At 40.9% G+C, this 12,297-nt stretch carries 11 protein-coding genes; 7 read left to right on the top strand and 4 right to left on the bottom strand.

Going from position 1 to position 12,297, the window contains the following annotated elements; genetic code table 11:
* The 6 genes from pilM to ACGLXV_RS18065 form a co-directional block, all read left to right on the top strand.
* The coding region (pilM, locus tag ACGLXV_RS18040) for a type IV pilus biogenesis protein PilM (RefSeq protein ID WP_391559724.1) at positions 1–1,144 on the top strand (1,144 nt) is incomplete at its 5' end.
* Positions 1,145–1,168: 24 nt separating this feature from the next.
* The gene (locus ACGLXV_RS18045) at positions 1,169–1,723 is read left to right on the top strand and encodes a hypothetical protein (protein WP_391559725.1); all 555 of its coding nucleotides are present in this window, start codon (positions 1,169–1,171) and stop codon (positions 1,721–1,723) included.
* Positions 1,720–2,388, top strand: coding sequence for a hypothetical protein (locus ACGLXV_RS18050; RefSeq protein WP_391559726.1), 669 nt, complete (start codon positions 1,720–1,722; stop codon positions 2,386–2,388). Before ACGLXV_RS18045 ends, ACGLXV_RS18050 begins: the two co-directional genes overlap by 4 nt.
* Positions 2,389–2,411: 23 nt before the next feature.
* Positions 2,412–4,079, top strand: coding sequence for a type II secretion system ATPase GspE (gene gspE, locus ACGLXV_RS18055; RefSeq protein WP_391559727.1), 1,668 nt, complete (start codon positions 2,412–2,414; stop codon positions 4,077–4,079).
* A 15-nt stretch (positions 4,080–4,094) separates the two neighbouring features.
* Positions 4,095–5,132, top strand: coding sequence for a type IV pilus twitching motility protein PilT (locus ACGLXV_RS18060; RefSeq protein WP_391559728.1), 1,038 nt, complete (start codon positions 4,095–4,097; stop codon positions 5,130–5,132).
* 33 nt (positions 5,133–5,165) lie between these two features.
* Entirely contained in the window at positions 5,166–6,380 is a 1,215-nt protein-coding gene (locus ACGLXV_RS18065; RefSeq protein ID WP_391559729.1) for a type II secretion system F family protein, read from the top strand.
* A 50-nt stretch (positions 6,381–6,430) separates the two neighbouring features.
* On the opposite strand, the gene ACGLXV_RS18070 is transcribed toward ACGLXV_RS18065, so the two are convergent.
* The 4 genes from ACGLXV_RS18070 to ACGLXV_RS18085 all read right to left on the bottom strand — a co-directional run bounded on the left by ACGLXV_RS18070 (position 6,431) and on the right by ACGLXV_RS18085 (position 11,417).
* Positions 6,431–7,885, bottom strand: coding sequence for a carbon starvation CstA family protein (locus ACGLXV_RS18070; RefSeq protein WP_391559730.1), 1,455 nt, complete (start codon positions 7,883–7,885; stop codon positions 6,431–6,433).
* Positions 7,886–8,034: 149 nt separating this feature from the next.
* Complete coding sequence (locus tag ACGLXV_RS18075) at positions 8,035–8,760, bottom strand: LytR/AlgR family response regulator transcription factor (protein ID WP_119710342.1); 726 nt, start codon at positions 8,758–8,760, stop codon at positions 8,035–8,037.
* On the bottom strand, positions 8,744–10,498 hold the full coding sequence (locus ACGLXV_RS18080) for a LytS/YhcK type 5TM receptor domain-containing protein (RefSeq protein ID WP_391559731.1): 1,755 nt from the start codon (positions 10,496–10,498) through the stop codon (positions 8,744–8,746). Before ACGLXV_RS18080 ends, ACGLXV_RS18075 begins: the two co-directional genes overlap by 17 nt.
* A 382-nt stretch (positions 10,499–10,880) precedes the next feature.
* Positions 10,881–11,417, bottom strand: coding sequence for a GbsR/MarR family transcriptional regulator (locus ACGLXV_RS18085; protein ID WP_391559733.1), 537 nt, complete (start codon positions 11,415–11,417; stop codon positions 10,881–10,883).
* 323 nt (positions 11,418–11,740) lie between these two features.
* On the opposite strand from ACGLXV_RS18085, the gene ACGLXV_RS18090 reads away from it, so the two are divergent.
* Positions 11,741–12,297, top strand: a 557-nt coding sequence (locus ACGLXV_RS18090) for an ATP-binding cassette domain-containing protein (protein ID WP_391559732.1), incomplete at its 3' end; no start/stop codon positions are given.

Genomic DNA, 12,297 nt, shown 5'->3' on the forward strand with positions numbered 1-12,297 from the left:
TAATTCAACAACAGAAAGAAGGTGCAACATGTTCAATTTCAAGAAAAACGATACATTCTCTGGCATAGACTTTCGCGATCAGTATATCACAACTGCGAAGGTACAAATCCAAAACAACAAACCTGTTTTATTCGATATAGATGTGATAGATACAAAGATTTCTATAATAGAAAATTCAAGAATAGCCGATATAAAGAGTATAGCCGACTTGTTGAAGGAGAAGGTGTTGGACAAGCATGTTCATCTGGCCTTTCCAACACAAAACATTATTGTGAGGAGAATAACCTCGCTTCCTGATTTAAAGGAAGAAGCGCTTGCGAAGCTTCTTCAATACCAGGTCGGAGAAAGTATTCATCTCCCTTTTGAAAAGTCTATTTATGATTTTGTGAAGATCGGGACAATTAAGGCGGAGCCCGACGAGCAGTTGGATATCGAAAAATTGACGGCTGTGGAGTTTGCTTCTGAGTTAAGAGAGAAGGAAACCGATAAAGCGGATATTCTGTTTTTTGCGACGTCTTTACCGTTATCTGAGGACATTTTAGAAGTCAGTATTCAAGCAGGATTGAAGCCATTAAGCGCGGAGATTCGCGGGACAGCATTACAGCGATTGATTTCACATACAAACCCAGAATGGCTACGTGAAACCGAGATGGTTGTTGATTTATCTAAGGAATCCATTGATATTCATATTTTTGCTAATGAAACCATTGCCTTTTCAAGAACAATGACAGTGGGAGCAATGGAGACGGAACAGGAAGATTTGTTTTCAGCAAGTGATGTCTTGCCATTTGATGGTTTTGTTGAGAGTTTAGTAGAGGCGGCTGTGTCAGTTGAGGAGACAGCCATTTACGAAGAGACTTATATTAACGATGTTGTTACTGAAATAGAGAAAGCACAGAACTTCTTTCGTTTTTCTTTAAGCAAGGGAAATAGCAATTTTAAACGAGTCATCGTTACGGGGAAAAATGCTTGCCAGTTCGTTTCTGTATTATCAGACAGGCTTGAAGTAGAAGTAGTAGATCTTGATTTTTCAAAGATTGTTTCGGAGAATTTCCCTAAAAAAGACCTTCTGAACTCAACAAGCGTTGCGATTGGACTAGCTCTTAAAGGAAATGAATCCGTAAAGAAGAAGTGGAAAAAGTAATGGTGGTAGTTAGGAGAGATCGTAGTGAACATTAACATAGATTTATTGCCACAGGAGAGGAGAAACAGGCTAAATAGATTGCCGTATTTACTTGGCGCAGCAGGCTTGTTTCTTGTGATCTCCGCATTACTCATTATTTTATTTATTACGGGAAAAAGTTCGGTCCACGAGCTAGACGAGAAAATTGCAACGAGTACAGAAGCGAGAGATACGGTGTTAGCGGAGATTACGAGCCGCAGAACGGGTGTGACAGAATATAATTTTGTAGATAAATATAATAAAATTCATGGATTTTTAAATGGAATTTATAAAAACCCAATTACCTTAAAAGAAGATCTATACAAACTTCTCCCCGAAGGTGGTTCTGTCTCTAATTATACGTTTGAAAATACGGGTGCACTGTCCATGACGGTTTTATTCCCAACGAAAGATGCAGCAGCAACCTATCTTCAGCAGTTGTTACAGGCTGACTTTGTGACAGAAGCAAAGGTGACTAGTATTAGTCTAAATACAGAGAAAAATTTGTACGAAGCATATTTTGAGGCGACAGTTGTGACGTTAGAAGGTGAGCAGCAATGAAATTAGAAAGTTTGCTAAAAGAAAAGATACTAATTATTGCGATCGCGATACTGGTTGCATTTAGTGGAATCTTCTACTTCGCTATCTTACGACCACTTGCTGCGGAAAAAGCAGAAAAGGCAGCAAATCTACAAAAAATTGAAGCTGATACTAGCAGCTATGAAAAGGTGCTCCAATCATTAGAGCCACAGACAATGACCGAAGCGGAGAAGCAGGAGTTATTTCAAGGAATTCCTGGACGTCCGAATATAGAGCAGGTAATCAAAGATATTGAAAAAACAGAAGGGGAAACTGGAACTTCGGTTTCTAATATCTCTTTCCAAACCGAATCGGAAGAAGAAGCTCAAGCAGAAGCAGCAACTTCTACAGAAGGAACGGTAGAACAGGATCAGTGGAGTAGTTTATTCCCAGAATCTATTTACAAGCTTCTTGAAGAAAGAGTAAGTGAAGTCAAGGAGTTTACGGTTTCTTTCAACGATGTACAAATCTCCTTGAATGGCAATGAAGAAGACATCAATGAGTTCGTGGATAAGCTTGAAAAGATGCCGAGAGTTTTTCACATAGAGAATGTCACATACTCCCTCAATACTGAAAAGGGAAACATGGATGCTAGTGTTTCTGCACGAGTGTTTTATTGTGAAGCTTTTCAAGCGGTTTTCGAATAAATAAGGAAAAGGAGAGCAACAGAATGGCACTTAAGCGAAAGCGTATAGGCGATTTGCTTATTGAAACGAATGTAATTACAGAAGAGCAATTAATGGATGCCCTGCTTCAGCAAAAAAGTTCTGGTTTGCGTCTCGGTGATCAATTAGTTGCGATGAATATCGTGGATGAAGACACGATTATTCAAGTGCTGGAATTCCAGCTCGGCATTAAAAAGGTGAATTTGTATGAGCTTGAGATTGATCGAAAGCTCATTAATATTATAGATGAAGAATTAGCGAGAAAGTACCAGTTGCTTCCGCTTAAAAAGACAAATGATAAATTGCTTGTGGCGATGGTGGACCCACTCGATTATTTCGCGATTGATGATCTTCGTTTGAGCACCGGCTTCCGTATTGAGCCAGCGATAGCAAAAAGGCATGAAATTCAGGTAGCGTTAAATCGTTATTATGGTATGCAAAAATCGATTGATAAAATGCTTGAGGATATGCCGTTAAACGAGGAAGATGAAGGCTTTTTAGAAGCACAGCAGTCAGATGATTCTCCAGTCGCAAAAATGGTGAATCAGCTTTTAAGCCAGGCGCTTCAAGTCGGGGCAAGTGATATTCACATTGACCCGCATGAACACGAAACGCTTATTCGTCTTCGTGTGGACGGAGTCCTGCGAACAGAGCGAACCCTCCCGAAAAATATGAATAATGTACTTGTCTCAAGAATCAAGATTATGTCCAAGCTGAACATCGCTGAAAAGCGTCTTCCACAAGATGGGCGTTTTAAAATGGATATTGATATGAGAAATATTGACCTTCGTGTATCGATTCTTCCAACCGTTTTTGGGGAAAAGGTTGTTATGCGTTTGTTGGATACAGGAAACGTGGTACTCGGAATTGAAAAGCTTGGTTTTTCAGAGAGAAACGAAGCGAATTTCCGAAAAATGATTAGCAATGCATACGGAATTATTCTCGTTACAGGTCCAACAGGGTCAGGGAAATCGACAACCCTATACACCGCGTTACAAAAGCTGAATACCGATGAAGTGAATATCATTACGGTTGAGGATCCGGTTGAATATCAGATTCGTGGAATTAATCAGGTTCAGGTTAAAGCGAATATCGGTATGACGTTTGCAGCTGGTCTACGTTCCATCCTCAGACAGGACCCGGATATTATCATGCTTGGTGAGATTCGTGATACAGAAACAGCAGAAATTGCTTTACGATCAGCCCTTACTGGTCACCTTGTATTAAGTACGCTGCACACGAATGACTCAGTTTCAGCGGTCAGCCGTCTGATGGATATGGGTATTGAGCCCTTCCTAGTGTCATCGGCAGTGACGGGGGTTGTTGCGCAGCGATTGGTTCGGAAAATATGCAAAAACTGCGCGAGTCCGTATGTGCCAACACATGAAGAAAGAGAGCAATTTCAATCTAGAGGAATGGATACAAGCCAGTTGAAAAAAGGGACAGGCTGCTCGGTTTGTAATAATTCTGGCTATCGCGGACGTATGGCCATTCATGAGACGCTCCTCATTGATGATGAGCTACGAAATATGATTACACAAAAGATGCAGGACTCCGCTTATCGTAAGTACGTAAACACAAAAGGTTTTGTATCGATGTTTGAGGATGGATTGCAAAAAGCAGCACAAGGATTAACTACTTTAGAAGAGGTTTATCGCGTAACGGTAGAATAACGGGGGAAAAGCACGATGATTCAAAAACTATTATTATTTGCGTTTCAAAATGGGGCATCGGATTTACACATTACGACGGCTGTTACCCCCATTGTAAGAATCAATGGGAAGTTAAAAAAGGTAGGAAGCCAAGCGCTCACTCCTAACGAAACAGAGGAAATGGCAAGGGAGCTTATGACTCCAGAGTTGCAGGAACATTTTGACCAAAAAGGTGAGGTTGATTTTTCCTATGCTTTACCAGGAATCTGCCGTTTTCGTGTGAATGTTTTTAGACAGAGAGGCTCTGTGGGAATCGTATGTCGTGTGATCAATAGTAATGTACCAAATTTTCTCGACCTTCATCTCCCAGAGATCATCAAGGTTTTTGCTCAGAAGACACAAGGATTATTAATCGTTACAGGACCAACGGGAAGTGGAAAATCCACGACGCTTGCTTCCATTGTTGATTTTATAAATGAAAATATGAGCAAGCATATTTTAACGCTAGAAGACCCAATCGAATACTTGCATAAGCATAAAAAAAGCATCGTGAATCAGCGAGAGATTGGATTGGACTCCGATTCCTTTGCTATCGGTTTACGAGCGGCACTAAGGCAGGACCCCGATGTGATTCTTGTGGGAGAGATGCGAGATCTTGATACGATTCGAACAGCGATTACAGCTGCTGAAACAGGGCATCTGGTTCTTGCTACTCTTCATACGTCAGGCGCTGCACAAACGGTTGACCGAATCATCGATGTATTTCCAGCCGAGCAGCAACAGCAAATTCGTACCCAGCTTGCAGGGACGTTAGTAGGGGTCGTTTCCCAACGATTATTACCTGTTGCCAAAGATGACGGAAGAAGAGCAGCTATGGAGATTTTAGTGAATAATCATGCCGTTGCAAATTTGATTCGTTCCAATAAAATTCACCAGATACAATCCATTTTGGAAACAAATAAGGCTCTTGGTATGCAAACGATGAATATGTCAGTTAGAGAGCTTGTTCAAAGTGGGATTATTACCAAACAAACGGCTGATGAGTTTATTCCGAATTGGGATGCCCATCAGTAATCATGGACATTACGCGCTATAGGCGGTGAAATCATGCAATTTAAATACAAGGGAATTGACTCCCTTACCGGCAAAGAGCAAAAAGGAAAGCTCATGGCTGCCAATCAGGTAGCGGCAGCAGAGGAACTTGAACGAAGAGGTTTATATATTGCCGAGCTAAAGGAAATAAAAGAGTCGATTTTAAATAAGGATCTTAATATTATTATTGGAGCACCTGTAAAGAATCAGGACTTCGTTATTTTTTGTCGTCAGTTAGCTACCTTGCTGAATGCAGGGACGCCGATTGTCGATGCGATTAATCTTTTGTCCGAGCAAGTGTCTTCAAAGCCGTTTCAACAAGCGTTAAAGACGATTTATCAAGATGTTCGTTCCGGGACATCCTTGTCAAAATCATGCTCACAGTTTCCGAAAATCTTTGACCGTATTTTTGTAAATATGATTCTTGCCGGGGAAACGAGTGGGGACTTAGAAAATGTGATGAACCGGTTAGCCATTTTTTATGAAAAAGATCGTAAGGTAAAGGAAAAGGTAAAGTCAGCGATGGTGTACCCAATTGCTGTTTCCATTGTTGCGGTCATCGTTGTCGTGATTCTTTTAACAAAGGTTCTTCCGAGTCTTTTAAACAACTTACTATCAGTAGGTGGAGAAATTCCTGTTCCGACGAAAATCGTTATGGCAGCGTCTGACTTCTTGATTCATCAATGGTATATCGCCTTATCCGTTGTCATCTTACTAGTAGTAGGATTTATTGCCACCAAGCGGAATCCAAAGGGACGATATATGCTTGATTTAATCGCTTTACGAACGCCAATCTTTGGGACATTGTTGCAGAAAACCACTTTAGCACGTGTATCAAGAACAATGGCTTCTCTGTTTGCCAGCTCGGTTCCCGTTCTGCAAACATTAACGATGAGTGCAGAGGTGGCGGGGAATTCAGTCGTCGCGAAGGTGCTGGAGGACTCAAAGAATTCATTAAGAAGAGGGGAAAGCTTATCCACTCCGTTGGCGAACAGCTGGGTATTCCCTAAGATTACTACGCATATGGTGCGAATCGGGGAAGAAACTGGTCAGCTTGATACAATGTTTGAAAAAATTGCCGAGTTTTATGAGGACGATGTGGAGGAAATGTCTACTCGTTTGAGTGCCATCTTAGAGCCTCTTATGATTGCTGTGTTGGGAAGTATTGTAGGCTTAATCGTAATGGCAGCGATGTTACCGATGTTCTCCATCTATGAAAATTTTAAATAACAACAATTACCCCATAAAAAAGCTGACTCACATAGAGTCAGCTTCAACTTTTACGCCACTCGATTCCAATTCGAAATGTCTTCTTCAAGTGGTAGATTGTTTGCACGTGCTTTTTTCGCAGCTCGGAAGAACATGACGACTAAGACGGCTGTTCCGATAAATCCACCAATCCATGAAGTATTCATAGAAAGTCCGAAGCCAATTTGTGCATTTAATATATACGTGATAACCATTACAAGCATAAATGTTCCTGGCACGAGTGCAATATAGTAATTCTTTTTCGCGATGTAAAGGTACATGGCAGCAACAAATAAGGCAATCACAGCCGTGGACTGGTTAGCCCAGCTGAAGTATCTCCATAATAAGTTAAAGTCCATTTGAGTCAATACTGCGGATACAGCAAATAATGGAACAGCAATCCACAAACGGTTGCTCAGTTTCTTTTGAGCCACATTGATATATTCAGCGATAATCATACGTGCACTTCGGAAAGCTGTATCACCAGATGTGATCGGAAGAACGACTACACCAAGGATCGCTAATGTACCACCGATTGCACCAAGTAGAGCGGTAGACGCTTGGCTAACAACGGCTCCAGGTCCTCCAGCAGCTAGAACTTCTTGTAATCCTGCATAACCACCATCAAATACGCTCATGGCAGCAGCCGCCCAAATCATAGCGATGACACCTTCTGTAATCATCATGCCATAGAAAATTTTACGGCCTTGTTTCTCATTTTGAGTGGTACGAGAGATGATTGGCGTTTGAGTGGCATGGAACCCAGAAAGAGCTCCACAAGAAATCGTAAAGAATAACAATGGTAAAACTGGTAGATTATCTGGGTGGAAGTTTGTTAATGATAGTTCAGGAATGGGTGCACCTGTGACCACCAACATGACTCCAACACCTAGCGCACTGATTAGTAAAAGAGCTCCGAAATATGGATACAAACGTCCAATTAATTTGTCCACTGGAAGCAAAGTAGCTAAAACATAATACACAAAAATAGCAACGATGATAAGTGATAAGGCAATTTTTCCGTCCATCACCACATGCAATAAGCTAGCTGGAGTGGTGACAAATACGGTTCCAACTAATAAAAGAAGAAGAACAGCAAAGCCATTCACAACGTGCTTCATCACTTTTCCTAGGAACCGGCTCGCTAGCTCAGGTAGATGAGCTCCTTTGTTTCGGATAGAAATCATACCGGTTAAATAGTCATGAACAGCACCTGCAAAAATACAGCCAATGACAATCCAAATGAAGGCAACTGGTCCGTAAAGAGCTCCTAATATCGGCCCGAAGACAGGCCCAGTACCAGCAATATTTAAAAGCTGAATAAGGGAGTTCTTTGGTGTGCTCATTGGCACATAGTCGATGCCGTCGCTATTCACATACGCGGGTGTCGCACGATCCGCCTTCACCCCAAAGATTTTTTCAACGAATTTTCCATAAGTAAAATAACCAACGATGAGTAGGGCAATTCCTGCTAAAAAGGTATACAAACTAATTCCCCCTTATAATATTAATGAATGCGTTTTCAAAAATAATTATAAAAGACAAGAAAGCTTGAAAGGGGGATTTTGGATTGAAAAGCAGTTTTCCAATGTTATCATGTCGTTAACCTGAATTAACCTGCATAATAAGTAGATAATTAGATTTCGAGTCTTGCTCTTAGTGCTTTGACGTAGTTTCTACTTACTGATAGAAGCTCCTTTTTTCCTTCAAGTTCTAGCTGGTAAGCACCGTTAAACCATGGAGTTAGCCGTTTAACATAGGTTAAATTCACAAGAAAGCTTTTATGAATACGGAAAAATCCAAAGGGAACGAGCCTTGATTCAAACTCTTTAAGAGGGAGCTTTGTAATGAGCTCATGATCCTCCGTAACCAGCTTCGTACTCTTTTCATCTCTCACAATATAGTAAACTTCCTTTGGATCAATAAATAAAATCTCGCCGTCTGCTTCAATCGCAAGCTTTCCGGAGGTTTTGCTTTGCTCTTTTATCGGCGCAAGCTTTTTTTCTAATCTTCGGATGGTTTCGTGTAGCTGCTCTTCATCAAAAGGCTTCAACAAATAATCCAAGGCATCATATCGAAAGGCTTCCGCAGCAAACTCAGGATACGCGGTTGCAAACACAATATAAGGAGGTTTTTTAAACTCTTTAAGTGCCTTTGCCAATTCCATTCCGTTCATTCGAGGCATTTCCACGTCTAAAAAGATGACATCCGGCTGAAGCTGTAATACCTTCATAAGGGCCGCTTCACCAGATTCTGCTTCTCCAACCACTTGAATCGTTGAAAAGGACTGCAGCAGATGCTTTAATTCTTCGCGACTGTACGGTTCGTCGTCCACCACCATCACTTTAATGAATGGATCCATCTTCGTTCACCTCCCCAATTGGTATCGAAAACTGTATGCTCGTACCTTGTTGTAATGTGCTGTTGATTTGAAGGGTAGTTTTTTCACCAAATACAAATGATAGGCGGCGATTTACATTGTATAGCGCGACTCCGCTTCCTATTTCAGATGAAATGGGTTGCGCTAATAATTGCTGCATTCTCTCAGGAGGAATTCCTTCGCCATTATCTTCGATGGTGACAAGTATATGTGTTGGTGCTTTTTTAGTAGAAATATGGATGAAACAATTCTTTTCTTTATCTTTAAATCCATGCTTAATCGCATTTTCAACAATGGGTTGAAGCGTAAGCGGAGGGATATTTTGTAACAGTGTGTTTTCGTCTATATCATAGGTGACCGATAATTTATTGGCGAATCTTGCCTCCTCAATGGCTAAGTAAGCTTTCACATGCTTCAGTTCCTGCTCGAGCGTAGTTAAGCTTTGAGTGGTAACGGACAAGTTTTGGCGTAAAAAATGCGACAATGAAACGAGTAGCTTGCGTGCCTTCATAGGGTCCAGACGAATGAGCGACAGAATCGTGTTCAGTGTATTAAATAAAAAATGCGGACTAATTTGTGCCTGCAATGCTTTAATCTCCGCTTCTTTTGCAAGCTGATAAGCACGGTCAACATCAGCGATTTCGAGCTGGTTACTTAATAATGAACTTAATCCTGACACAAGCTCCATAATTACAGGAGTGATTTCTTTTTCAGAACGAAAGTAAAATTTTAACGTTCCGATTGTTTCTCCTCTTTGTCGTAATGGCGCAACAACTACAGCACCAAGAGGGCAACTCTTTTCACGGCAATGGATGGCATTTTTATCAGCAACAATCGTTTCGCCTTTTTGGATAGCAGACTGAGTAATTTGCGTTTGTATAGGGCTCCCGACTTGATGGTGGTCATAACCAAGCCCCACATGCGCAAGAATTTCCTTCGTATTGGTCATAGAGACAGCACTTGTACGGATTTCGTTATGGAGAATATGACAAACTGCTTTTGCCGAATCCTGGGAAAGTCCATGACGTAAATGGCTAAGCGTTTTTTCAGCAATACGAAGCGTTTTTTGTGCTTGAATCGCACCCGTTCGCTCTTCTTCGTTAATCACACTTTTGATGATTAGCAAAAAGAGTGCGCTTCCAATTCCGTTTGCAAGAATCATAGGAACACCGATAATTTCTACAAGTGTCCATGCTTTTTCAAACGGGCGAGAAATCAGTAAAATAATGAGCATTTGAACGGATTCTGCCAGGGCACCGATAAAAAATGCAGATTGTAATCGAACATGTTTATTTTTGCGATGAAACAGACCAGCGAGAACTCCAGCGATGATGGCGGCTAGCCCACAAGAGATGCCGGTAAAGCCCCCGAGCGTGAACCGGTGTAGACCAGCAATGATTCCTGCCCCAATGCCTACTTTATAACCTCCAAGCAGTCCGGCAATCACTACGCCTACGACACGAGAGTTCGCAATCGCTTCATCTTGGTTCAAACCCGCTGTCCACGAGCTAAAGTGTAAGCTTTCCGTGCTTAATGTTAATCCAGAATAAGTTCCAATAATGCCAAAGAAGCCAAAAAATAGGATGGCCGTATATTGCTGTTTTCGATCAAGCTGTTCTTGATAGATCATGTCCCGGAAAAAAGGAAACCGTGTCAACACGAAAGCAATCGTGACAATAATCCCCAACCGTTCAACCATCGTGAGCAATAATTCAAACATTGCGCAAGACCCCTTATCTTATTACTCTTCTAATTATATTTTAGCAGTTTTGTAGGGAGGAGACATTTTTATTTTGCTTGGCTGGGGCTGTCAGTGCCTGTAGGAGAGGGGGAAGTAGCTGAATGGTAAATGAGGACTTCTATTTGCCCGTAAGAGAAGAATAAGCAGGTAACCGGTAAGATAGGGGAGCTCTAATTACCCGCAGCAAACCAAAAGGCCAAACACGGGTCAAATAGAACCTCTCTAATTGCCCGCATCAACCCCAAAAATCATCCACCGGTCAAATAGACCAGCCTAAAAAATGAAAAAAACAGGTTTGGGCTTCCCCCAACCTGGGTATTTCATTAAAACAAAAAAGAAGCAGCGGATGGTTAGACATCCACTACTCCTTTTTTGGAATATGATTAAATATTTCCTTTGATTCGAGGCTGTCAACAAAACGGTTAAGCCAGTCATAGTAATCTAGTGCATATTGATATTTTTCAATATCTAACGCTGCAGAAGCCTTTACTTCGTCACTTGTTTCTGGATTTTCAAGAAGAGCACGGAGCTCTCTCAGTGATTTATTAATAGTAGAGATGTTAAGGGAGATCCCTGTTCGCCAGCTTGTGGTAAACAAGGCAGAGAAGGATTCGTACCAGTCGTCTGCGGCTTGGTATAAATCTTTTCTTTCACCTTTCTTCCACACTTTTTCTACCATATTTAGTTCTTGAAGCTGTCTGACAGCTGTGCTCATACTCGTTTTGCTCATTCCAAGCTCGTCTTTCATTTCATCAAGAGTCATTGGCTTTTCACTAAAATATAACAATCCATATAGTCTTCCTACCGAATGGGTAATTCCATATAGACTCATATTTTTAGCCATTGAATCAATAAAACGATCTCTTGCCTTCAATAGTTTGTCTTGTTCATTCAAGATATTTTCACTTCCCTGAGCTTTCTATCTATAGATTATCATATTGAATTTAAAAGTAGAAACCTATTATTTTGGAGGATTATGGAGCATTCGGGAGGAATTTTAACCATTCCACTGTCTAATTTGTACAGTTAAAACTTTACGAACAATTTCTACGGAATATACAGAAATTTCGGCTTTGTTAAACACATGACAATCAAGCTACAATAAAAGGGCAGGAAAACTTTAAACTACTCACTCTCTTCGTTTTTCCTCTTATATACAATACACATCTTACCAATCTATCAATCTATCAAATAAATAGATATACAAAAAGGGGTTATAAAATGAATAAAATTCATGTGAAAAATCTCACAAAGGTGTTTGGCTCAAATCCAAAAGAAGGAGTTAAGCGCTTACAACAAGGGCAGACCAAGGAACAAATTTTAAGAGAAACAGGCATGACCGTCGGTGTCAACAATGCTTCCTTTGAAGTGAAGCCAGGAGAATTCTTCGTTCTTATGGGACTTTCAGGTAGTGGGAAGTCGACATTGATTCGCTTAATCAATCGTTTGATTGAACCGACCGATGGTGAAGTTCTCATTGATGGTCAAGACATTACAAAAATGAATAAAAACGACTTGATGCAAACAAGGAGAAAAAAGCTATCAATGGTGTTTCAAAAGTTTGCTTTGTTTCCACATCGCAATGTACTTGAAAATGTCGCTTACGGACTGGAAGTACAAGGAGTCGAGAAAGGCGTTAGAGAGGAAAAGGCACTAAAGGCAATTGAAGATGTTGGGTTAAAAGGGTACGAGAATAGCTATCCTGATCAACTGAGTGGTGGAATGCAGCAAAGAGTGGGGCTTGCGAGAGCTCTTGCGAATGATTCCGATATCCTTCT

Source organism: Robertmurraya sp., from assembly GCF_036676585.1.
Taxonomy (GTDB): Bacteria; Bacillota; Bacilli; order Bacillales; family Cytobacillaceae; genus Robertmurraya_A.